This is a genomic window from Rhodococcus pseudokoreensis (assembly GCF_017068395.1).
Taxonomy (GTDB): domain Bacteria; phylum Actinomycetota; class Actinomycetes; order Mycobacteriales; family Mycobacteriaceae; genus Rhodococcus_F; species Rhodococcus_F pseudokoreensis.
Genome location: NZ_CP070619.1, coordinates 6,766,183 through 6,788,589, shown reverse-complemented (window position 1 = coordinate 6,788,589; position 22,407 = coordinate 6,766,183). Strand labels below are relative to the sequence as shown.

Here is a 22,407-nt window from a genome sequence, read left to right as displayed (position 1 = left end):
CCGTGCGCCGGACTAGCCGTTGTCGAACCACCCCGCCGCCGTGGGCGAGGTGTTGTGCCAGATGTGCTTGGTCTCCTGGTATTCCGCCAGACCGGCGGGGCCGAGTTCGCGCCCGTTCCCCGACATCTTGAAACCGCCCCACTCGGCGGCCGCGGTGTAGTAACCGAAGTCGTTGAGCCACACCGTTCCGTGGCGCAGACCGCGCACCATGCGCTCGCCCCGGGCGCTGTCGGCGGTCCGGACACCGGCGGCGAGGCCGTACTCGGTGTCGTTGCCCAATCGCAGCGCTTCCTCTTCCGTGGTGAAACGCTCGACGGTGAGGATCGGCCCGAACGTCTCCTCCTGCACGAGGCGCATGGTGCGGTCGCAGTGGTCGAAGATGGTGGGCAGGTAGAAACTCCCGTTCGCCAACGCGGGATCCGAGGGCCGGGCTCCCCCGGTCACCAACCGGGCGCCCTCGGAGCGTCCGAGTTCCACGTATTTTTCGACCTTCTCCCGGTGGGCCTCGGATACCAGCGGGCCCGTTCGGCTCGCCGGGTCGAGGCCGTTGCCCATCCGGATCTTCTCCGCTCGGGCGGCGAGCGCGGCGACGAACCGATCGGCGATGGATTCCTCGATGATCAGGCGGGTTCCCGCCGAGCACACCTGACCGGAGTGCAGGAACACTCCCGTGAGCACCTGGTCGACGGAGTCGTCTCCGTCCGCGTCGGCGAAGACGATGTGCGGATTCTTTCCACCGAGTTCCACCGCCACCTTGGTGACGTTCTTCGCCGCGGTCTCGAGGATGACGCGTCCGGTGGCCAGCCCGCCGGTGAAGGAGACGAAGTCGACGTCGGGGGTGCCCGTGAGTGCGGCGCCCAGGACGGCGCCGCTGCCCTGTACGAGGTTCACCACCCCGGCCGGAACCCCGGCTTCGGCGATCAGCGCGGTGAACGCGATGGTGCTGAGCGGAGTCACCTCGCTCGGTTTGAGGACCATCGTGCACCCCGCCGCCAGTGCGGGCGCGACCTTCCACGAGATCTGCAGCAGCGGGTAGTTCCACGGTGCGATGAGCACGCACACACCGATCGGCTCGCGCACCACCCGGCTGATCACGTCGGGACGGCCGACATCCACCAGACGGTCCGCCTCGACCGCGGCGAGTTGCGCGTAGTACCGGAACACCGACACCACGTCGTCGATGTCGATCCTGCTCTCCTCCAGAGTCTTTCCGGTGTCGAGCGTCTCGATGCGCGCCAGCGTCTCCTTGTCGCGTTCGAGCAGATCGGCGATCCGCGCGACCACCGCGGTGCGCTCGGCGACGGGCGTGTGCGGCCAGGTGCCCTCGTCGAACGCCGCACGGGCCGCGGCGACAGCGCGGGCGGCGTCGTCCGGGGAGGCCTCGTCGACGGTGGCTACCACCGACCCGTCGGCCGGATTGATGCAGTCCCGGGTCTCGCCGGAGCTGGAGCGGATCCACCGCCCGTCGACGAACAGGCCCGTGTTCAGAACGTCATCGATCGACTGGTCCCGCATCACTCAACTCCGTGTCTCGCCGGAACGAACGCACCCCCTCCACGGTATGCCGTCGGAGTCGCGGTGGGCGGGGTTAGCGCGACACATGTCCGATTCGCCTGGGAATCGGACCAGGAACGGTGTGTCCGGTAGCCGGACGCGCGTGCGCCTAGCGGCTGCGATAGCGTCGTCAGGCGAACTCTTCGCACATTCCCGGACAGGACACACCTAGAAACGGAGCACCCGTGGTCGCGATCGGCAACTCGGATCTGGACATCTTTCCCCTGGCCCTCGGTGGCAACACCTTCGGCTGGACCAGTGACGAACCGACGTCGTTCGACATCCTCGACGCATTCGCCGCGGGCGGCGGCAACTTCGTCGACACGGCGGACTCGTACTCCGCGTTCGCCGACGGCAACTCCGGCGGCGAGTCCGAGACCGTCCTCGGCAACTGGATGGCGTCCCGCCACAACCGGGACCACATCGTGATCGCCACCAAGGTCAGCCAGCATCCCGAGTTCAAGGGCCTGGCCCCCGCCAACGTCCGGGCAGCGGCGGAGGCGTCCCTGAAGCGGCTGCAGACCGACTACATCGACGTGTACTACGCGCACTTCGACGACGCCGACACTCCCCTCGTGGACACGCTCGGCGCCTTCGACAAGCTGGTCCGCGACGGACTCGTCCGGCACGTCGCCATCTCCAACTACTCGCCCGAGCGCATCCGGGAGTGGCTGTCGCTGTCGGCCGAGCACGGTTTCGCCGCGCCGATCGCGCTGCAGCCGCACTACAACCTGGTGCACCGCCACGACTACGAGCCCGAGGTGGCCGCGCTCGCGACCGAGAACGGCCTGGGCGTCTTCCCGTACTACTCGCTCGCGGCGGGTTTCCTCGCGGGCAAGTACCGCACCCAGGCCGACCTCGAGGGCCGGGCCCGCCAGCGGATGGCGACCCGCTACTTCTCCGAGTCCGGTCTCGCCGTCGTCGACGCCCTGGCCGAGATCGCCGACGCGCACTCCGCGGAGATCTCCACCATCGCCCTCGCGTGGCTCCTGACCCGGCCCGGCATCACCGCGCCGATCGCGAGCGCGAGCCGCCTCGAACAGCTTCCCGCCCTGCTCGACGCCCCGACCGTGACGCTGACCGCGTCCGAGATCAGCCGGCTCACGACCCTCTCGGACGCGATCGGGGCCTGACCTCAGCCGAGCAGCTTGCTCCGCAGCCGGTCGACCGTCGCCGAACTCAGACCCAGCCCGTCGGTGAGGTAACGGTCGACCGTGCCGTACTGCTCGGCGAGCCGGCCGAGCCCTGCCTCGAGGTAGCTACGGTCCACACCCAGCAGCGGCTGGTAGATCTTCGCCACCGCCTCGCCGCGGCCGGCGGCGATCTGGTCGTACGTGACCTTCATCGACGCGGCGGTGTATTCGTTGGTGAGCAGATAGTCGTCGAAGATGGTGTCCTGCGGAACCCCGGCGATGGAGAGCAGCAGCGCGGACGCCCAGCCGGTGCGGTCCTTGCCTGCCGTGCAGTGGAAGACCTGCGGTCCGTCGGTCTCGGCCAATGACGTCAGGAGTTGCGCGAACCCGGCCCGGGTCGCCGCGTCGTCGACGAAGCTGCGGTTCATCTGCTGCATGAACGCGACGGCGTCGGCGGGCGACTTCAACTGCGCGACAGCGGCACCGAGGTCACCCGACAGGATCGGGATGCCCTGATACCGTGGTCCGGCCGGGAGCCGGTCGGGCTTCGCCGCCACCTCTTCGACGGTCCGCACGTCGTACACCGCGGTCAGCCCGAGCCCGGTGAGGACGGCGAGATCCTGGTCGTTCGGAACCAGCGCGTTCGAACGGTAGAACAGCCCCCGCGTGACGTGTCCCCCGCGGGCGGTCGCATACCCCCGTCCCGTTCCTCCGACGTCGCGGAAGTTGTCGACCGACGCCAGTCGCGGCGTCTCGACGACCGGGCCCGCGCTCCCGAAATCGGACGAACCGAAATCCGGGAGGCTGATTCCGGGCAGCGAGAACGGGTCCGCCGAAGCGAGCGCAGGCGCGCCGAGACCCGCGAACAGCACGCTGCCGGTGATCAGCACCGCGGCGGTGGAGGTGACACGTCGAGACATGGAAACCCTTTCGATGGTCAGTCGGGGAGATCCGCTCGTCCGGCATGTCCGGAACGTCAGCGGGTAATCCACATCACAGTGGTCCGGCGTTTCCCGTGGCTACGAGTTGTTCCGATCACCGGGAGAACCCGTTTCCCGCGGGGGCCGCCCACAGCAGACTCGGGCCGTCGGCAGCCGAGGGTGCCGGGCGAACGTGACTTTTCGACGACGAGGATGTGAGCTGAGATGACCGAGACCGCACAGCAACTGGCGGGGAAGGTTGTGATCGTGACCGGGGCGGCGCGGGGGCTGGGCGCTGCCTTCGCGCAGCGCATCGTCGACGAGGGCGGCAGCGTCGTCGTCGGTGACGTTCTCGACGACGACGGCCGCGCGACGGTCGAGCAGCTGGGTGACCGGGCGCGGTATTGCCACCTCGACGTCACCGACCCGCAGCAGTGGCAGGCCGCGGTCGACGTGGCGACGAGCGCCTTCGGACGCGTCGACGGCCTCGTCAACAATGCGGGCATTTCCACCGGCCAGTACATCGAGCACGAACCGCTCGAGCACTTCCGGACGGTCCTCGACATCAACCTGACCGGCGTGTTCAACGGCCTGCAGGCCGTGATCGGGCCGATGCGCGCCGCCGGCGGCGGATCGATCGTCAACATCTCCTCCGCCGCCGGGCTGATGGGACTCGCCCTGACCGCCGGCTACGGCGCGTCCAAGTGGGGCGTGCGCGGGCTCACGAAGATCGCCGCCGTGGAACTGGGCACCGACCGGATCCGCGTCAACTCCGTCCACCCCGGCATGACGTACACCCCGATGACCGCGGGCCTCGGCATCCAGCAGGGCGACGGCAACTACCCGAACACCCCCATGGCGCGGGTCGGGGTGCCCGAGGAGATCGCGGGCGCCGTCGGATTCCTGCTGTCCGACGCGTCCACATACGTCACGGGAGCGGAACTGGCCGTCGACGGCGGCTGGACCGCCGGACCGACCGTGAAATACGTCATGGGCCAATGACATCGAATTCGGAACCACACGAGGAGCACAGACGATGAATCGATTCGACAACCGGCGGATCCTGGTGACCGGCGCTGCGTCGGGTATCGGCCAGGCCACCGCCCTCCGCCTGCTCGATGAAGGCGGCACCGTCGTGGCAGCCGACGTCTCCGAGGACGGCCTCGCGCGGACCACGGAACTCGCCGAAGCGGCAGGCACGGCGGGGCGCCTCAGCGCCGCCGCCATCGACATCGGCGACGAGAAGTCCGTCGTCGACGGCGTGAGCCGCAGCGTCGAGAACCTGGGCGGACTGGACGTACTCGTGAACGCCGCGGGCATCCTCCGCGCCTCGCACACCCACGAGACGCCCTTGGACCTGTGGAATCAGGTGATCGGGATCAACCTCACCGGCACCTTCCTCATGGTTCGCGAATGCCTGCCCGCGCTGCTGCGCAACGAGCGCAGCGTGGTCGTGAACTTCAGTTCCACCTCTGCCGCCTTCGCGCACCCCTACATGGCCGCGTACGCCGCGAGCAAGGGCGGCATCCAGTCGTTCACCCACGCGCTGGCCCTCGAATACGGCAAGCAGGGTCTGCGTGCCGTCGGTGTCGCCCCCGGCAGCATCAAGACCGGAATCACCGACGCCACGTCCGGATACGTTCCGTCCGACGCCGATTGGGGCCTGTTCGCCAAACTGTCACCCATCCTCCCCACCACCCTGGAATCGGGCGGCGCGGCCATGGGCGGACCCGAACAGGTCGCCGGAGTCGTCGCCATGCTCGCCTCCGACGACGGCGCGTTCGTCACCGGAACCGAGATCCGCATCGACGGCGGCACCCACGCCTGAACGGTGAACCCTTGCGCCGGCGACGGCGGCACGTAGGTTGGACGCATGAGTCTCACCACTCCTGCCGCCGATCGCACCGCGCTCGTCACCGGAGCGTCGTCCGGGATCGGCACGGCCCTCAGCCGTGAACTCAGCCGCCGCGGTCACCAGGTGGTGCTCGTCGCCCGCCGGGCCGAGAAGTTGGAGGAACTGGCCACCGAACTGCGGGCCGCGGGCGGGCGGGCGCACGTGCTGGGCGCCGACCTGTCCGACCGCTCGGCCCGGGCGACCCTGCTCGACCGGGTCGGCGAACTCGGACTGACCCTGGACATCCTCGTGAACAACGCCGGCCTGTCCACGCTCGGCCCGGTGGCCTCGTCCGATCCGGACGCCGAGATGAACATGATCGAGGTCGACGTGACGGCCGTCGCCGACCTGTGCAGCCGCGCCCTGCCGGGCATGGTGCAGCGGCGTCGAGGTGCGATCCTCAACGTCGCGTCCACCGGGGCGTTCCAACCGCTGCCCGGACAGGCGGGGTACGGCGCCTGCAAGGCATTCGTCCTCTCCTACACCGAAAGCCTGACCGGCGAACTGAAAGGCACCGGGGTCACCGCGACCGCACTCTGCCCCGGACCCGTGGACACCGGATTCGGCGAGACGGCCGGTTTCGCGAAGGAGGACGCGGAGGCCGCGCTCCCCAGCTTCATGTGGGAGAGTCCCGAATCCGTGGCCAAGACCGGGATCGACGGCCTCGACAAGGGACAGATGGTCGCCATCCCCGGTTTCGCGAACCGGGCGGCGTCCGTCTTCGCGCGCCTCGCGCCGAACAGGTTCCTCGTTCCCGTCCTCGCCAGCCGTCACCCCGGTTTGCGGACGTAGGCGCCGCCCGCCGGTTTCCGCCGATACCCACCGAGCCCAGTCCGCTCGCGCCGTTCGACAACCAGAACTTCCTCACCCCGACCGATCTCGACTACTGGAATCCGTTCGTCAGCGCGAACCGCCTCACGTCGCCGTTCGGGACCGCCAACCGCATCGTCTGCACCGGATTCCACGGGGTGCTGCTCGATTGCTGGCAGGCCGACCAGAACGGGCAACCCCACAAGCTCGTGAAACTGTCCCTGGACTTCCCCGGGTCGCTCGGCGCTTCGCTCCCCGGCGGAGGCCCTGGACACTTCGTCTACCCGGGCTTCGTTCCGGGCAGCTGAGACCGATTACAACGGGTCGCCCTCGACCCGTCCGGCCGGAAGTGTCCGGCCACAGATCGTGAGTGCGAGATCCTCGCCCGCTCCGCACAATTCGGCGCCCGAACCGTATGACCAGCCGAGGTCCGTGGCCCGCAGCCGGCGACCCTCGATGTTTACACCGAAATTCGAGTGCCCACCGCCGGCCGTGAGGTCGTTGAGGACGATGCGGATCGTCTCCTCGGGTACGCGGCGCGGTACCCCCAACGGCACCGTGACGTCGAGGCCGTGGATCACCACGTGGTTGAGCGCGCCGTGATAACCGCCGCCCGGCGGAGTCCACCCGCGCATGGTGTCCGAGCGCAGGTCGGCAACGAGATCCGACGTTGCCAATTCGCCATCACTACGGGCGATCTCGTTGGACAGCCGGGTGAAATCGAACTCGCACTCGCGCAGACGCGTCATGAACCGCTCCTCGGAATAGCGCGCCGCCATCGTGACATGTGCGACCACCTCACGAATCCGCCAGCCCTCACACAGCGAAGGCGTGTCCCATTCCTCATCCGAGATCCCGTCGAGGAGATCGGCCAGGTCCGAGAACTCGTTCGCAACCGCACGCTGCAGGACGGCATCATCGGTCATCGCAGTCAGCTCCCATCAGATGTGTTCTCCACGATCACCGTAGACCGAAACCGCCGAGTATTGCGCCAGTCGAACATGATTGGTAGAGTCGAACATACATTCGAATGACCTTGGGGGAGGTTGGTCATGGGGGAAGTAGAAGTCGTGGCACCGGACCTGGACGAGCTGCGGGCGTTCACGACCCGGTTGCGGTGTGTCGAGGCGTGCGGTGATGCCGGGTTGGGGATCGAGTGGATCGACGCGGTGGAGTCGTTGAAGTCGGTGGGGTGTGCGGTGCAGGCGGTGGTGACCGACGATGTCGCCACCTGTATGCGGGAGGACCGCAAGGCCCGTCGGTTGCCGCGGGTGGAGTGGGACCGCGGCATCGCCTCGCAGATCGCGTTGGCGCGCAGGGAGTCCCCGAATCGTGGTGGCCGGCATCTGGGGTTCGCGCAGGCGGTGGTGCACGAGATGCCGCACACGTTGGCGTTGTTGCGGTCGGGCCGGTTGAACGAATGGCGCGCCACCCTGTTGGTGCGGGAGACGGCGTGCCTGTCGGCGGCGGATCGGAAGATCGTCGACCACCGGTTGTGTTCGGACCCGGACGTTCTCGACGGTGTCGGTGACCGCGGCCTGGTGGCGAAGGCGAAGGCTCTCGCGGTGGAACTCGACGCCGCCGCGGTGGTGGCCCGGTACCGCAAGGCGGTGTCCGAGCGGCGGGTGACCACCCGTCCGGCACCGGATTCGATGGCGTATCTGAGTGTGCTGATGCCGATGGAACAGGCGGTGTGCCTGCAGGCGACGTTGGGTCGTGATGCGGACAGTCTCATCGCGACCGGGGACAGCGGCGGCCGCACCCGCAACCAGCTGATGGCGGACTTGTTGTTCGACCGCGGCACCGGGGCCTCGGTCACCGATGGGGTGCCGGTGGCGGTGAATCTGGTGATCTCCGACGAGGCCCTGTTGGCGGGCGAGAACGAGGCGGCGGATGTGGCGGGGTTCGGTCCGGTGCCGGCCGGGATCGCCCGGCAACTGGTCGCGAATGCCCTCGATGGTGATACCGCGGTGACCTTACGAAACGTCTACTCGTGTCCGTTGTCGGGTGCGTTGACGGCGATGGAATCGCAGTCCCGGACGTTCCCGAAAAGTTTGCGGAAGTTGATCGACCTGCGGGACCGCACGTGCCGCACACCGTGGTGTGATGCGCCGATCCGCCATCACGACCACATCCTCTCCCGCCGCAACAAGGGTGCCACCACCGCCCAGAACGGGGCCGGTTTGTGCGCGGCGTGCAATTACGCGAAGGAAGGCGACGGCTGGACCGCCCGCCCCGTCAGGCGGCACGGCCGCACCCATCTCTTCGACCTCGGCACCCCAACGGGACATCACTACCGATCCGCGGCGCCGCGCCTGCCGTCCGCGGCACGACGGTCGGAAATCGAGGCCATCCTCATCGCGCACCTCCGAGCGTCATGAGGAGGTGGGGATGACCCGTTCGGTCGCCGGGGTGATCCGCAGCAGGACCCGCGGTTTCCGCCGACGCGCGAGGACTCGTTCGATGAACATCACGATCCGGTATTCCAGGCCGTACTCGTCTCGGATCGTGTCGGCCATCCTTCGACTGGCGGACTCGTCGGTGACGATCTCGGCCACGGCGGCAACCGGGTCGACCCTCGCGTCCACCTTGCCCCGCCGAGAACACGGGCGAAGTTCGACGCTCTCGTTGTTGCGTAGCCGCTTCACCTTTCCGCTTTCCTCCGGAGTGGTGACGATGAGAGCGTCGCCGTCGCGCGCAATCCAGACCGGCGTCGAGACGGGTTCCCCGGACCTGCGGAAAGTGGTCAGGGAGACGAATGGTTCGTCCCCCAGCCTCGCGAATTCGGTCATGCCCGTCCCCCGGACCAGGAAGTGAGTTCGGCGATGTCTCCGTGCAGGGCCGACTGGTACGTGAGCATCAACTCCTCCACGCCGCCGAACTGGTCGCCGACGTTGTGCGTGTTCTCCGCCGACAGTTCGCGGTCGCCGGAGCGTGCGATGAGTTCGTCGATGCGGCTGTCGAGGCTCATCGCCCGGTTGACCGCCAGCACGGACCGCAGTTGCACCTCGGCCCGGGACAGCAGGTCCCCGATGCGGGCGAGTGCGGCGACGCGGTCGACCAGTTGATCCCACACCGGTTTCAGCGCGTTCTGCCGGGCCTCGATCTGCCTACGGGCGCTGTCGGAATGTGTGGCGCGCAGCGCTTCGTCGAGTTCGATTCGGATTCCGCGCAGTGCGACGGTGTCGACGGCGATCTGCGTCAATTCTTCGGCGAGGTCGAGTTGGTAACGCTGGATTGCGAAATGTTCCGAGTGCCACACCTCGGAACCGTCGATCCTGTCGAAGAGCATCCCCGCCAGGTAGAGGAGGGTGTCGTACGAGTCGGCGAATCTGTCGTTGTCGAGATCGGCGCCCTTGCCGATGGCGTCGGCGACGCGTTTTCCGACCGCGGCCATCGGGGTGTTCCCTGCCGCCTGGCCGATGCGTTCCGCTGCGGTGCCGCGGGCATAGTTGCCTGCACGTTCGAGAACGGTGCCCGCAGTCGGCGCCGGTGTGCGCTGCAGCGCCCGGAACAGCGCCTCACGTTGTTCGAGATCCAGGTGGACGCCCTCGCGCCGATCCCGGCGCATGGCCCGGACACCGTTGCCGTAGTGCGCAGGCGACATCACGACCGCGGACCGATACGACTGCAGTTTGCGGCCGAGCTCGGTGGCACGGTACTTGAACAGCAGTTGTGCCGGACCGGGACGCAGGCTGCCGGTGCGCCGGGCGACCTGGTGGTACTCGTCCGTGAGCAGACGCAGCGCTCCGAAGCCCCCGATCGACGGAATGGTGCGGCCCGCGCGACGCCGGTTGGTGAGCACCTGCCGGGTAGGCGGATCGAGATGCCCGGCGGCGATCAGGACGGCAGCGGCGTCCGACAGCGGGGCATGGGTGCCCGCGATCGCAGACCGTTCACACCAGTCGCGGACCTGGAAGGAGATGCGGGCACGACGCTCCTCGTACTGGGCGCTTTCCGACATCGGACCTCCTGGCAGTTCGCTGACCACCCACTGTCCCAGAATTTCGCCCGACGCGCCGCGACCGCTCGGGACGGGTGCGGTTCTAGGCTCTCCCCATGACTGACACGGTGCGTGCGGTACTTCTGTTCGCGGCGGCGGCAGTGGTTGTGGTGGCCGGTTGCGCCCGCTCCGTCGACGGCTCCCCCGAGACCGGCGCCGTCGCGGGGCCGGCGACCACCTCCGCGACCACACCCGCTGTGACAACCGCGCCGAAGACCACCACCACCAGCGCACCCCCGTCCACGACAACAACAACCACGACCAGCACCCCTCCCCCGGCCGACCCGCAGGCGTTCGCCGGCACCGCGGCGGGGAGTTACTACTTCACCACGCCGAGCACCAAGTTCCACTGTGCAATCCTGACCGGCGGCGACCTCCCGACCGCCGGCTGCCACGGCCCGATGCCGGCGTCGGCGCCGAAGGTCCCGGGCGCCGGTGCGTCCGGGACCCCGGTCACGCCCAACGCGATCGAGGTCACCGGCGGCCGCCCCGGCCAGTTCGCCAGTGCCGGCGACCCTCGGTTCTATCCCCTCGACGGATCTGCCGCTCCCGCGCTGTCGTATGGAAGGGTGTTGCAGGTGAACGACCTGACGTGCGTCGTCGACGAGGCCGCCGGGGTGTCGTGCCGCAGCGAGGCGGGTCACGGATTCACGCTCTCGGACAGCGCGTTCCGGGTGTGGTGAGCCGGCTCAGCCCAGTTCGTCCGAGCGCCGTTCCATCAGTGTGCGCAGCAGCGTGTTCTCCTTTTCGGTGAAGCCGATCGACTCGATCTCCCCGATGCCACGCCCGATGCCCTTGCGGACGCCGTCGAGCATTCTGCTGACCGCTCGTTCGGGAACACCGAGCCGGCCCCCGCATTCGACGAAGTGCCTGCGGTCGAGTTTGTTCGCTTTGCCGTAGAAGTCGAGGGCCATCGGGTCGCGCCACCCGAGGTACGGCTGGGTGCAGAGCAGGTCGTAGGCGGGTGTGACGCTCCACAAACCCGATTCGGCGAGTTGCACCGAGAAGTTCTTGCCGTGCAGGTCGCCGTTGCCGATCGCGTACGAGTAGGCCACCAGCCGAAGCAGTTCCAGGGTGGCGACGCGCGCCGATCCGCCGCCGCGCTCGCACACCCCAGCGAGTGCGGTGATCACGTTCTCTGTCTTCAGCCGGTACTTGGCCGCGGGGAACATCCCCATCACCTGGCACGCATCCTCCTGGGGTGTGCGGACGACACGGCCGGACGCATCGACTCGACGGTCGAAGCGCGCGACGAGCAGGCCGGCGTTCCCCTTTCCGTCGTGCACCAGTTGGTGGTCGGCTACGGGCAACCCGCACTGCGCGGCGAGTCCCATGAAGAAGTGCTCGTTCTCGACCAACTGCGGGTATCCCTGCGGTGGCGAGAGTTTGAGAATGGCGGGGCCCTTCTCCGTCGCGATCGGTGTCGAGTACATCTGGGCCGACACCTTCGCCTGAACCCCGGGCAGCGACGTGGGGTCCAGCTTCACGGCCTCGTGCCCCGACATGTGCTCGAACAGCGCCCGCAGGTCCTGGCGCTCGATCGCGTCGGGGTCGAACACGGGCGCGGTCTCGGGCGGCGGCACCCCTGCGGGCAGGACGCGCACGTCGCCGATCGTGTCGGCTCCGACCGCCATCAGGATCGTGAGGTGATCGTCCTCGGACGTCTTGGTGGCCGCGACCGCGCCCCGCAGCCGGATCCCCTCGGGGAGGAGACCCGCGAAGAACGGCGGGACGCTGCCTCCGCTGGCACGCACGTCGGTCGACGAAGTGGGGATCGTCCACGCGACCTGCGGGGCGCCGGGGTCCTGCAGGTACGCGGGGTCGTAGCGGAAGACGACGTCCCCGCCCTCCCGCACGAGACTGCCTGCGAGGCGGTCACCCTTGTAGACGTCGGCCCGGTCGACGCCGCTGAGGTTCTCGACCATCAGGCCTCCACCTCGACTCCCGAACGGGTGAGCAGCGCCAGACGGCATCCCATGGCGTCCGCGACGGCGTCGACGAGATCCAGTTGGACGGTGCCCCGGCCCGATTCGATCGACTGCACACTCGACCTCGACACTCCGGCCAGGTCGGCGAGCTCCGCCTGAGTCAGCCCGAGTTGGTGTCGCCGTGCCACGAATCCGTCGGAGATCCCGCCGGTGTCGGTTCGCTCGCGGCGACGTGGGGTAGCCATGGCAGCCTCCTGGATCAAATCAAAGCTTGTCGACGGATGCTTAACGCCAGTGTGCGCCGATTCTCCGCCGAAGTCCATGCCTATGACTGCGAACGCAGGCTTAAACCATGAAGTTGGTGAAAACGAGGGAGCATTCCTCCTTACGCCTGCGATCGCAAGCACAGGCATGGTCACAGCACCCACCACCTACCCTGGTTACATGCGCATAGGAGCACACGTCCGCCAGGACGAAGATCCGATCGGATACGGCGAACGGCTCGGCGCCGACGTCATTCAGATGTTCCTCACGGACCCGCAGAAATGGGAGAAGCCCCCGGCACATCCGCGGACCGACGAGATCCGCGACAGTCCCATCGACGTCGTCGTGCACTCGTCGTACGTGATCAACGTGGCCAGCCTCAACAACCGGCTCCGGATGCCGTCCCGCAACGCCGTCGCGCAGCAGGCCCAGGCCGCCGCCGACATCGGCGCGTTCGGGCTGGTGGTCCACGGCGGGCACGTCCGCGACGGCGAGGACGTGAACGCGGGGATCATCAACTGGCGCAAACTGTTCGAACGCCAGGCCGACAAGGGCGGATTCCCCGTCCCCATCCTCATCGAGAACACGGCCGGCGGCGACTTCGCGATGGCGCGGCACTTCGATGCCATCGACCGGCTGTGGCAGGAGGTCGGCGATTTCGGCGCCGGCTTCTGCCTCGACACCTGTCACGCCTGGGCGGGCGGCGAGGATCTGGTGGGGGTCGTCGAACGCATCAAGGCCATCACGGGACGAATCGACCTGGTGCACCTCAACAACTCCCGCGACGAGTTCGACTCGGCCCGCGACCGGCACGCCAACCTCGCCGACGGAACCATCGACCCCGAACTGCTCGCCGAGGTCGTGCGGACCGCCGGCGCACCCGTCGTCCTCGAGACGCCGGAGGAGGGGCTGGCCGACGACCTCGCGTACCTGCGGGAGACCGTCGGTTAGTCGCCCAGCCGGCCGGTCAGCCTGCGGTACCGCTCCTCGCTGACCGGATTCAGGCCCTCCACGGTGACGTCGGTGCCGCGGCTCGCGTACTTCGTCGTGATGCCGTCGAGAGCGGCCACGGTGGAGGCGTCCCAGATGGTGGCGCCCGACAGATCGATGACCACGCGGCCGGGGTCGTCCGCGTAGTCGAACGAGAACACGAGGTCGTTGGACGAGGCGAAGAAGAGCTGACCGCTCACCCGGTACGTCTTCACGTCGCCGTCGAGTTCGCCGCGCACGTCCACCATGTGGGCCACCCGGCGCGCGAACAGCACCATCGCGACGAGCACACCGACACCCACACCGATCGCGAGATTGTCCGTGGCCAGGGTGCCCGCGACGGTGCTGAGCATCACCAGAGTCTCGCTCAGCGGCATCCGCCGGAGCGTGCGGACGCTGTGCCAGTCGAAGGTCGTGGCGGCCACCAGCACCATCACGGCGACGAGCGCCGCCATCGGAATGGTTCCCACCACGTCGCCGAGACCGACCACGAGAATCAGCAGAAACGCACCCGACAGGAACGTCGACAACCGCGTTCGCGCCCTGCCGGTCTTGACGTTGATGATGGTCTGCCCGATCAGGGCGCACCCGCCCATGCCGCCGAAGAGCCCGGTCACGATGTTCGCGACGTCCTGCCCCCACGACTCACGCGTCTTGTCCGAATGCGTGTCGGTGACCGAGTCCACGAGTTTGGCGCTCATCAACGATTCGAGGAGCCCGACGACGGCCATCGCCAGCGCGAACGGCGCGATGATGCGCAGGGTGTCGACCGTGAGCGGTACGTCGGGCAGCCCGATGAGAGTCGGCAGGCCGTCGGGCAGTTCGCCCTGATCCCCGACGGTGGGCACGGCGACACCGGCGAGGACGGTGAACGCGGTGAGCCCGACGATCACGAGCAGCGGCGCGGGCACCGCCGTGGTCAGCCGGGGAATCCACACGAGCAGCACGAGACCGGCGGCGAGGAGCGCGTACACCGCCCACGGCACGTTCGTCAGATACGGGAACTGGTGCACGAAGATGAGGATTCCCAGTGCGTTGCAGAAGCCGACCATCACACTGCGCGGCAGGAACCGCATGAGCCGCGCCACCCCGAGGACGGCGAGGACGATCTGCATCGCACCGCCGAGGAACACCGCCGCAATGAGGTACTGCAACCCGTGCGACGCCATGAGCGGGGCCAGCACCAGCGACACCGAACCGGTGGCCGCGGAGATCATCGCCGGACGGCCGCCGGTGAACGCGATGGTCATCGCCATGATCGCGGCGGTGAACAAGCCCACCCGCGGATCGACACCCACGATGATGGAGAACGACAACGCCTCCGGGATGAGGGCCATCGCCACGACGAGCGCGGACAACGACTCGATACGAAACACTGTCGGATGCAGCCACACCGGCCGTCGGAGAGCGAGAGAGGACACGGCGGGACAATCCTTCTTCCTGATGGGGACCCGAAGATCCTATCCGGGTGGCGTTCGACCAGTACGGTTAGCTGATCCGCCGACAGAGGAGGAACACCGTGCGACGCACACTTCCGGCCGCCCTGATCGCCGTCCTGACCGCACTGTCGCTGGCCGGGTGCGGAAGCTCCGATTCGGGTCCGGTGATCGACCAGGTACGCGAATCGGGCGTCCTGAAAGTCGGCACCGAGGGCACGTACACACCGTTCAGCTACCAGGGTCCCGACGGTCAGCTCACCGGGTACGACGTCGACGTCATCCGCGCGGTCGGCGACAAACTCGGCGTGTCCGTCGAGTTCACCCAGACCCCGTGGGACTCCATCTTCGCCGGGCTCGAGGCGAAACGCTACGACCTCGTCGCCAACCAGGTGACCGTCAACGACGAGCGCACCCAGAAGTACGACCTGTCGACGCCGTACACCTACTCCGAGGGTGTGATCGTCACCCGCGCCGACGACAACGCGATCACCTCGCTCGCCGACCTGAACGGCAAGACGACGGCGCAGTCCGCGACGAGCAACTGGGCGCAGGTGGCCAGGGACGCGGGCGCGAACGTCGAATCCGTCGAAGGCTTCGTCCAGGCCATCACGCTGCTCAAGGACGGCCGGGTCGACGCCACCGTCAACGACAATCTGGCCGTCGCCGAATACCAGAAGCAGACCGGCGACACCGGGGTGAAGGTGGCCGCCGAGACCGGCGACACGAGTGAGCAGGCATTCGCGGCCCGCAAGGACAGCGGCCTGATACCCGACATCGACAAGGCCCTGGACGAACTGCGCGCCGACGGAACGCTTGCACAGATCTCGCAGAAGTACTTCGGCACCGACGTGTCGGCACCGACCAACTGAGAGCCTGCCCGTGGACGACGCAACGGTCCAGCTGATCCTGGACAACCTGTGGCCGATGCTGAAGGCCACGATCACCATGACGATTCCGCTGACCATCATCAGCTTCACCATCGGTCTGGTGATCGCGTTGCTGGTGGCGCTCGCCCGGATCTCGTCGATCAGACCGCTGTCGATGCTGGCCCGCTTCTACGTCTCCATCATCCGCGGCACCCCACTGCTGGTGCAGTTGTTCATCGTGTTCTACGCGCTGCCGCAGTTCGGCGTGACGCTCGAACCGTTCCCGGCGGCGGTGATCGCGTTCAGCCTCAACGTCGGCGGCTACGCGGCCGAGGTGATCCGGGCTGCGATCCTGTCGATCCCCAAGGGCCAGTGGGAAGCCGCGCAGACCATCGGCATGGGCTACACCACCACCCTGCAGCGGATCGTGCTGCCGCAGGCCACCCGGGTGGCAGTCCCGCCGCTGTCCAACACGCTGATCTCACTCGTGAAGGACACGTCGCTGGCGTCGACGATCCTGGTGACCGAACTGCTCCGTGTCGCCCAGCTCGCGGCCGCACCGACGTTCGACTTCTTCGCCCTCTACGGCATCGCCGCGCTGTACTACTGGGTGATCTGCATCTTCCTGTCGGCCGTCCAGGTCCGGCTCGAAGCCCGACTCGACAGGTATGTGGCCCGATGACCGACACCCCTCCCCTCCTTCAGGTATCCGGCGTCGAGAAGTCGTTCGGCGACCATCACGTTCTGCGCGACATCAGCTTCGACGTCGGGGCGGGCACGGTGACCGTCATCATCGGACCGTCGGGCTCCGGCAAGACGACGGTGTTGCGCACCCTCAACGCCCTGGATATGGCGGACCGCGGGGTGATCTCGATCGGGGACGAGTCGGTGGATTTCGGCGCCGAGGTGGGCCGGTCGGCGCTGGCCAGGTTCCGCGCGCAGAGCGGGATGGTGTTCCAGGCCCACAACCTGTTTCCGCACAAGACGGCGATCCAGAACGTGACCGAGGGCCCGATCGTGGTGCAGAAACGGCCCAAGGCCGAGGCGCGTGCGGGCGCGATGCGGTTGCTGACGCAGGTCGGTCTGGCGGAGAAGGCGGACCAGTACCCGTACGAGCTGTCGGGCGGTCAGCAGCAGCGGGTCGGTATCGCCCGGGCGCTCGCCCTGAAGCCGAAACTGATGTTGTTCGACGAGCCCACGTCCGCGCTGGACCCCGAACTGGTCGGCGAGGTGTTGCGGGTGATCCGGGATCTCGCGACCGAGGGCTGGACGATGGTGATCGTGACCCACGAGATACGGTTCGCGCAGCAGGTGGCCGACCAGGTGCTGTTCATCGACAACGGTGTCGTGCTCGAACGCGGCACCCCGAAAGACGTACTCGTCAATCCGACCGTGCCGCGGCTACGACAGTTCCTGCACCGGATTCTCGACCCGCTGTGAACCGTCAGCGCAGCGCCTTCTCCATGAGCACGACGCTCGGCCACTCCACGTCGAAGTCCCGGCGACCCACCAGGAAGAATCCCTGCTCCTCGTAGTAGTCGCGGAGCCGGGAGTTGGTTTCGACGCATTCGAGCCGCACGACGGACGCGTCCTCGGAGCGGGCGTGCTCGTCGACCCACCGCAGCAACTGGGCGCCCAGTCCGGCGCTGGCGTGCCTGCGGTCGGTCATGACCCGGGCCACGTATGCGGCCGGGATGTCGTCCTCGAGCCACACGTCCGGATCGGATCGCAGTACCCGGAGCGCCCCCACCACGATCCCCGCGAACAGCGCGACCCGCCATTCCCCGAATTCGATCTGCTCGCGCACGTCGGCGAGCGACACTTCACCCCGGGCGGGCGGATCGATTTCCCTGGCCAGGAGCCAATCCTCAGCGTCCCAGTGCATCTGAACGATGTCTTCAGCCTGCTCGAGTTCTGCCCGCTCCACGGTGACCGCCATGCTCACACAGTAACCATCCCGCTTCGAAAACAAACCACCGCTGCAGCCGTGTCTATCTGCGACGATGTGACTGGAGTTACAGTTACATCCTGGGACAGTTACCTCAGGGCGGTGGTAGCGATGAACCTGTTTCGTGCGGTGGTCCTGATGACACTGTCCACCTGTGCGGCGGCGTATGTGTGCGCCCACCCTCCGCCGGCGGCCGCCCAGCCGCTCGGGCCCGAATCCATTCTCCCGTCCCCCATCCTGGACGACGACTTCTTCGTGTGGCCGCCGAACGTCGCGGAGTTCGCGGCCGGCGAGATCATCCGCTCGCGGGAAGTGACACTCCGGGCGGTGCCGAACCCGCTGGTGCCGCACCGGGCCCACCAGATCATGGTGCGTTCCAACGATTCCAAGGACCGTCCCGTGCCGGTGACCGCGACGGTGCTGGTGCCGACGGCGGAGTGGACCGCGCCGGGTCCGAGACCGGTGGTCGACTACAACATGCCCATCGACTCGCTGGGCGCCCGGTGCACCCCGTCCTACAAGATGGTGCACGACTGGCAGACCCTCGACCTGGACATCCCCCCGGTGCTGTCGCTGTTCCTCGCGAAGAACTACGCGGTTCTCGTGCCCGATCACGAGGGACCGCGGATGGCGTACAGCGCGGGACGGATGGCGGGTCATGCCGTACTCGACAGCATCCGCGGCATGAGGCAGCTTCCCGGTCTCGGGCTCTCGGACAGCCCGGTTCTCGCGACGGGATACAGCGGCGGTGCGATCGCCACCGGCTGGGCGGCGCAACTGCAGCCGACGTACGCACCGGACGTCGAACTCGCCGGCGCCGCCGCGGGCGGGACCCCCGCCGATTTCGGGTTGCTCCGCAGGACGATGAACGGCCAGCTCGGTTCCGGCGTGTATCTGTCCGCCGTCCTCGGGCTCGCCCGCGAATACCCGGAGATGCTGATGCTGGCGAATCCGCTCGGTGTGGCGCTGGCGACGTCGCCGCTGAAGGACCAGTGCATCCTGACTCTCGCGCCGGCCGGGGTCGCCTCGCTGCCCGCCGAACTGTTCGCGGCTGTCCCCGATCCGTTCGGCACTCCCACCGCCCGGACGGTGGTCGCCGAGAACAGGATGGGCGCGCTCACCCCGACCGCGCCGGTGCTGCTGTATCACGGGTCTTCGCGAGTGTTCCTCGGCGACGAGTGGATTCCGGAGGACGGGGTGATCACCCTGCAGCAGGAGTGGTGCCGCGGCGGTGCCGACGTCACCTACGCCCCGCAGTTCGGCGAGCACCTCACCGCCGCCGTGTTCGCGCTGCCCGAGATGGTGCGCTGGATCGACGACCGGCTGTCCGGAGTACCTGCGCCCACGGGGTGCCGCTGACGGCTATCCGTGCCCGTGCGGCAGCAGCAGATCGGCCTGCCCGACCCCGGCGACGCGTGCCTCGTCGAGCCACGTCGCGGTCTGCTCCCTCGCCCGCGTGATCAGTTCGTCGGCGTCACCGAAATCGGCGGGACTCGTGTCCAACGGGCACAGCGGGGGCACCACCCGGATGTCCGCGACGCTCTCGTACCGCTCGATGTCGAGCGCGAGCCGCTGATTGATCGCGAGCGTCACGCCGAGCAAACCCATACCCAGCGCACTTCCGGGAACCTTCGACAGGGTGCAGGCGTAGCCGGTCGGAAGCACCCACACGGTCGTCGCCCCCAATTCGATCGCGTGCGAGATGGGCGTGTTGTTGACGACCCCGCCGTCCATCAGCGCCCGGCCGTCGATCACCACGGGCGGGAGGATGCCGGGCAGCGACGCGCTGGCGGTGACCGCGTCGACGGCAGGCCCCGTCGACAGCCGGACGTCCTTGCCGGTCAGCACGTCGACGGCGATGACGTGCAGCGGGATCGGCGCATCCTCCATCCGTTCGAACCGCAGATGCTGCGCCAGCAACTTCCTGACGGCGCGGTTGGAGACCAGATGGTTGCGGAGACCGACGAACCCGGTGAATCCGGTGAGCAATCCGGCGGGAAACACCGCGCTGCGGGTGAGACCGCGCCACAGGTCGGCCAGTTCGCGCAGGTCCGCGTCGGAGGAACCCCCGGCGAGCCAGGCACCGTTGAGCGCACCGACGGACGTGCCGACGATGAGGTCCGGCCGGATGCCCCTGCCGATCAGGGTCTGCAACATTCCGACCTCGATTGCCCCGAGGCTCGCCCCACCCGACAGAACGAAAGCTGTTGTCATGCCGCCACCGTAGCCGGTCAGCCCCGGCGGTACAGGCCCGCGATGTCGTCCGCGAAGCGCTCGGTCACCACGGGACGCTTGATCTTCAGGGTGGCGGTAAGCTCCCCGTCCGCTTCCGTGAGGTCGCGGTCCAGGACGACGAACCGTTTGATCGACTCCGTGTGCGAGACGGTGGTGTTCGCGTCGTCCACGGCGTCCTGCAGGTCTCCGCGCAGGTCCTCGTCGTCGCGCAGGTCCGCCACCGTGGCATCGGACGACTTGCCGTGCGCGGATTTCCACTTGCGGAATTCCTGCGGATCCACGGTCAGCAGGGCACCGATGAACGGGCGGCCGTCGCCGACCACCACCGCCTGTGAGACGAGGGGGTGTGAGCGCAGCCGGTCTTCGAGCGGACCCGGCGACACGTTCTTGCCGCCGGCGGTGATCAGCAGATCCTTCTTCCGGCCGGTGATGGTGAGATAGCCGCTCTCGTCCAGGTCGCCGAGGTCGCCGGTGCGAAACCAGCCGTCGTCCAGCACTTCCCGGGTGGCGTGTTCGTTGCGCCAGTAGCCGCCGAACACGACGCCGCCGCGCAGTTCGATCTCGCCGTCCTCGGCGATGCGCACACTGTTGCCACCCAGCGGCTGACCGACCGTTCCGATCCGCTGGGCACCGGGAACGTTGACGCAGTGCGCGGCCGTCGATTCGGTGAGTCCGTAGCCCTCGTAGACGGGAACCCCGATGCCGCGGAAGAAATGACCGAGCCTGGGCATGAGCGCCCCGCCACCCGAGATCGCCCACCAGCAGTCGCCGCCCAGGGCGGCACGGAGTTTCGCGTAGACGAGCTTGTCGGCGACCGCGTGCTCGAGCCGGAGTCGCAGCGGCGCACCGCCCGTGTCCTGGGCTTCGCTGTACGCCACCGCCGTGGCCTCGGCGAAGTCGAAGATCCGCTTCTGCAGGCCGCCACCCGACGCCGCCTTGCGGGCCGCGCCGTCCCGCACCTTCTCGAACACGCGGGGAACACCGAGGATGGTGTTGGGCCGGAAACGTTCGAATTCACCGGTGACCGTGCCGAAGTCGGACCAGTGCGCCTGCGTCGCGCCGCCTTCGAACATCGCCAGCGACACGGCCCGCGCCAGCACGTGCGCCAGCGGAAGGAACGTCAGCACCCGGTTGCCCGGCCGGGCGACGTCGCCGATCGGTGCCGCGAGCAGCGACCGCACCTCCGACAGGAAGTTCCGGTGGGTGAGGATGCAGCCCTTCGGACGGCCCGTCGTGCCGGACGTGTACACCAGCGAGGCGAGGTCGTTGGCGGTCAGCGCCACCACCCGCTTGAACACCTCGGAATCGTCGATCGACAACCCGTCCTTGATGAGCGTGCCCACGGCGTCCTCGTCGATGGTGAGGATCCGTTTCAGCGTGTAGGGGATGCCGTCACCCTCGAAACTCGACGCGTGCGCCGGGGTCTCCACGAGCGCGGCCACGGCCCCCGAATCCTCGATGATCCACCGGATCTGGTCGTGGGAAGAGGAGTCGTAGATGGGGACGGACGCCGCGCCCGCCGCCCAGATCGCGTAGTCGAGCAGCGACCATTCGAATCTGGTCGACGACAGCAGTGCCACCCGGTCGCCGGGGCGGACCCCGTTGGCGATCAGACCCTTCGCGACCCCGGTGACGAGTGCGCCGAAGTCCTTGGCCGTCACGTCGACCCACCCGCCGGACTCCGGACGCGTGTACATCACCCGATCCGGGTTGCTCTCGGCGTGCGCGAACACCCGGAGCACGGCGTTCTCGTGGTCCGACACGGTGAACGTCGGGGCGCTGGTGTACTCACGCACGGCTGCCGTCTCCGATGCTGTCGTCGGCGTCGCCGCCCTGGCGGAACTTCCGGAGGTGCCGGGCGAACGCGGCGATCTCGCCGTCCGACCACGAGGCCACCCGGTCGCGGACCTCCTCCACCCGGCGGGCGTCCGCGCCGGCCAGCACCGCGACGCCGACGTCGGTGAGGCTCAACGGGTGACCGCTGCGGAGCGGTCCCGGCTCGGCGTGCACCCAACCCTCGTCGATGCAGCCCCGGAGTTGACGCGACACGGTGGACCGGTGCACGCCGAACGCGTCCGAGATCTGGGTGGCCCGGCAACCCGGATTGCGGGCGACGAAGGAGAGCAGCGAATGTTGAGCGAACGTCGGGGATCCGACGGGAGGGCGGTCACCGGCGACCAGTTGACGGACGAGGCGGACGAGTTCGTCATGGACGGCCACCACGCCCGACGCGGGCGTTTCCTCCGGCTCGACCTCGTTGTGTTGCACACCGCAACTATATCCGACCACCCTGGCGTCGACCACCCGCACCCCCGATTCCCGTTGTCCTTCGCTCGACTCACGTTCTGCCCATACTGCTACCGATGCGCCGGAAATTCATTCGGCCGCAAACGTCACACGGTCACGATTGGAGAACGCTTTTC

At 68.1% G+C, this 22,407-nt stretch carries 24 protein-coding genes; 12 read left to right on the top strand and 12 right to left on the bottom strand.

Going from position 1 to position 22,407, the window contains the following annotated elements:
• Positions 1-12: 12 nt before the first annotated feature.
• Entirely contained in the window at positions 13-1,515 is a 1,503-nt protein-coding gene (locus JWS13_RS36220) for an aldehyde dehydrogenase family protein (RefSeq protein ID WP_206010148.1), read from the bottom strand.
• A 224-nt stretch (positions 1,516-1,739) separates the two neighbouring features.
• Between JWS13_RS36220 and JWS13_RS36215 the strand changes: the two genes are divergently transcribed.
• Positions 1,740-2,687 (top strand): aldo/keto reductase, encoded by a 948-nt coding sequence (locus tag JWS13_RS36215; RefSeq protein ID WP_206010147.1) that lies wholly within the window; start codon positions 1,740-1,742, stop codon positions 2,685-2,687.
• Between the two features lie 2 nt (positions 2,688-2,689).
• Here the strand turns inward: JWS13_RS36215 and JWS13_RS36210 are convergent, their stop codons facing one another.
• A complete protein-coding gene (locus JWS13_RS36210; protein ID WP_206010146.1) occupies positions 2,690-3,607 on the bottom strand; it encodes a tyrosine-protein phosphatase in 918 nt (305 codons plus the stop codon).
• 225 nt (positions 3,608-3,832) lie between these two features.
• Here JWS13_RS36210 and JWS13_RS36205 point away from each other — a divergent pair, with 225 nt between their 5' ends.
• From JWS13_RS36205 to JWS13_RS45725, 4 genes are read left to right on the top strand one after another with little or no spacing between them, the layout of a single operon-like run.
• Entirely contained in the window at positions 3,833-4,609 is a 777-nt protein-coding gene (locus tag JWS13_RS36205; RefSeq protein ID WP_206010145.1) for an SDR family oxidoreductase, read from the top strand.
• A 34-nt stretch (positions 4,610-4,643) separates the two neighbouring features.
• Positions 4,644-5,435, top strand: a complete 792-nt coding sequence (locus tag JWS13_RS36200) for an SDR family NAD(P)-dependent oxidoreductase (protein ID WP_206010144.1) — start codon at positions 4,644-4,646, stop codon at positions 5,433-5,435.
• Positions 5,436-5,480: 45 nt separating this feature from the next.
• Entirely contained in the window at positions 5,481-6,293 is an 813-nt protein-coding gene (locus tag JWS13_RS36195) for an SDR family NAD(P)-dependent oxidoreductase (RefSeq protein WP_206010143.1), read from the top strand.
• A 23-nt stretch (positions 6,294-6,316) separates the two neighbouring features.
• The gene (locus tag JWS13_RS45725; protein WP_241032618.1) at positions 6,317-6,619 is read left to right on the top strand and encodes a hypothetical protein; all 303 of its coding nucleotides are present in this window, start codon (positions 6,317-6,319) and stop codon (positions 6,617-6,619) included.
• A gap of 6 nt (positions 6,620-6,625) precedes the next feature.
• Here the strand turns inward: JWS13_RS45725 and JWS13_RS36190 are convergent, their stop codons facing one another.
• Entirely contained in the window at positions 6,626-7,237 is a 612-nt protein-coding gene (locus JWS13_RS36190) for a maleylpyruvate isomerase family mycothiol-dependent enzyme (protein WP_206010142.1), read from the bottom strand.
• 126 nt (positions 7,238-7,363) lie between these two features.
• On the opposite strand from JWS13_RS36190, the gene JWS13_RS36185 reads away from it, so the two are divergent.
• Positions 7,364-8,692: an HNH endonuclease gene (locus JWS13_RS36185; RefSeq protein WP_206010141.1), complete on the top strand. Its 1,329-nt coding sequence runs from the start codon at positions 7,364-7,366 to the stop codon at positions 8,690-8,692.
• Here JWS13_RS36185 and JWS13_RS36180 read toward each other — a convergent pair.
• Both JWS13_RS36180 and JWS13_RS36175 read right to left on the bottom strand, forming a co-directional pair.
• On the bottom strand, positions 8,687-9,103 hold the full coding sequence (locus JWS13_RS36180) for a PPOX class F420-dependent oxidoreductase (protein ID WP_206010140.1): 417 nt from the start codon (positions 9,101-9,103) through the stop codon (positions 8,687-8,689). The two genes, JWS13_RS36185 and JWS13_RS36180, sit on opposite strands and share 6 nt — an antisense overlap.
• Positions 9,100-10,275: a hypothetical protein gene (locus JWS13_RS36175; RefSeq protein ID WP_206010139.1), complete on the bottom strand. Its 1,176-nt coding sequence runs from the start codon at positions 10,273-10,275 to the stop codon at positions 9,100-9,102. The genes JWS13_RS36180 and JWS13_RS36175 overlap by 4 nt, the downstream gene beginning before the upstream one ends.
• 95 nt (positions 10,276-10,370) lie before the next feature.
• Here JWS13_RS36175 and JWS13_RS36170 point away from each other — a divergent pair, with 95 nt between their 5' ends.
• The gene (locus JWS13_RS36170; RefSeq protein ID WP_206010138.1) at positions 10,371-10,997 is read left to right on the top strand and encodes a hypothetical protein; all 627 of its coding nucleotides are present in this window, start codon (positions 10,371-10,373) and stop codon (positions 10,995-10,997) included.
• A gap of 6 nt (positions 10,998-11,003) precedes the next feature.
• Here the strand turns inward: JWS13_RS36170 and JWS13_RS36165 are convergent, their stop codons facing one another.
• Both JWS13_RS36165 and JWS13_RS36160 read right to left on the bottom strand, forming a co-directional pair.
• On the bottom strand, positions 11,004-12,239 hold the full coding sequence (locus JWS13_RS36165) for a type II toxin-antitoxin system HipA family toxin (RefSeq protein ID WP_206010137.1): 1,236 nt from the start codon (positions 12,237-12,239) through the stop codon (positions 11,004-11,006).
• Entirely contained in the window at positions 12,239-12,487 is a 249-nt protein-coding gene (locus tag JWS13_RS36160) for a helix-turn-helix transcriptional regulator (RefSeq protein ID WP_087557111.1), read from the bottom strand. The genes JWS13_RS36165 and JWS13_RS36160 overlap by 1 nt, the downstream gene beginning before the upstream one ends.
• Positions 12,488-12,686: 199 nt before the next feature.
• On the opposite strand from JWS13_RS36160, the gene JWS13_RS36155 reads away from it, so the two are divergent.
• Positions 12,687-13,457: a deoxyribonuclease IV gene (locus JWS13_RS36155; protein WP_206010136.1), complete on the top strand. Its 771-nt coding sequence runs from the start codon at positions 12,687-12,689 to the stop codon at positions 13,455-13,457.
• On the opposite strand, the gene JWS13_RS36150 is transcribed toward JWS13_RS36155, so the two are convergent.
• Positions 13,454-14,917, bottom strand: coding sequence for a SulP family inorganic anion transporter (locus tag JWS13_RS36150; protein WP_206010135.1), 1,464 nt, complete (start codon positions 14,915-14,917; stop codon positions 13,454-13,456). The genes JWS13_RS36155 and JWS13_RS36150 overlap by 4 nt on opposite strands.
• Before the next feature lie 98 nt (positions 14,918-15,015).
• On the opposite strand from JWS13_RS36150, the gene JWS13_RS36145 reads away from it, so the two are divergent.
• From JWS13_RS36145 to JWS13_RS36135, 3 genes are read left to right on the top strand one after another with little or no spacing between them, the layout of a single operon-like run.
• Positions 15,016-15,804, top strand: a complete 789-nt coding sequence (locus JWS13_RS36145) for an amino acid ABC transporter substrate-binding protein (RefSeq protein WP_206010134.1) — start codon at positions 15,016-15,018, stop codon at positions 15,802-15,804.
• 10 nt (positions 15,805-15,814) lie between these two features.
• Entirely contained in the window at positions 15,815-16,483 is a 669-nt protein-coding gene (locus tag JWS13_RS36140) for an amino acid ABC transporter permease (protein ID WP_072940214.1), read from the top strand.
• The gene (locus JWS13_RS36135; protein WP_206010133.1) at positions 16,480-17,241 is read left to right on the top strand and encodes an amino acid ABC transporter ATP-binding protein; all 762 of its coding nucleotides are present in this window, start codon (positions 16,480-16,482) and stop codon (positions 17,239-17,241) included. Before JWS13_RS36140 ends, JWS13_RS36135 begins: the two co-directional genes overlap by 4 nt.
• Before the next feature lie 4 nt (positions 17,242-17,245).
• On the opposite strand, the gene JWS13_RS36130 is transcribed toward JWS13_RS36135, so the two are convergent.
• Entirely contained in the window at positions 17,246-17,740 is a 495-nt protein-coding gene (locus tag JWS13_RS36130; protein WP_206010132.1) for a GNAT family N-acetyltransferase, read from the bottom strand.
• 120 nt (positions 17,741-17,860) lie between these two features.
• On the opposite strand from JWS13_RS36130, the gene JWS13_RS36125 reads away from it, so the two are divergent.
• A complete protein-coding gene (locus JWS13_RS36125) occupies positions 17,861-19,108 on the top strand; it encodes a lipase family protein (protein ID WP_206010131.1) in 1,248 nt (415 codons plus the stop codon).
• A gap of 3 nt (positions 19,109-19,111) precedes the next feature.
• Here the strand turns inward: JWS13_RS36125 and JWS13_RS36120 are convergent, their stop codons facing one another.
• The 3 genes from JWS13_RS36120 to JWS13_RS36110 are packed head-to-tail and all read right to left on the bottom strand — an operon-like array spanning position 19,112 to position 22,294.
• Positions 19,112-19,963 (bottom strand): patatin-like phospholipase family protein, encoded by an 852-nt coding sequence (locus JWS13_RS36120; RefSeq protein ID WP_206010130.1) that lies wholly within the window; start codon positions 19,961-19,963, stop codon positions 19,112-19,114.
• A gap of 17 nt (positions 19,964-19,980) precedes the next feature.
• Positions 19,981-21,780, bottom strand: a complete 1,800-nt coding sequence (locus JWS13_RS36115) for an AMP-dependent synthetase/ligase (RefSeq protein WP_206010129.1) — start codon at positions 21,778-21,780, stop codon at positions 19,981-19,983.
• Positions 21,773-22,294, bottom strand: a complete 522-nt coding sequence (locus JWS13_RS36110) for a MarR family winged helix-turn-helix transcriptional regulator (RefSeq protein ID WP_206010128.1) — start codon at positions 22,292-22,294, stop codon at positions 21,773-21,775. Before JWS13_RS36110 ends, JWS13_RS36115 begins: the two co-directional genes overlap by 8 nt.
• Positions 22,295-22,407 lie beyond the last annotated feature (113 nt).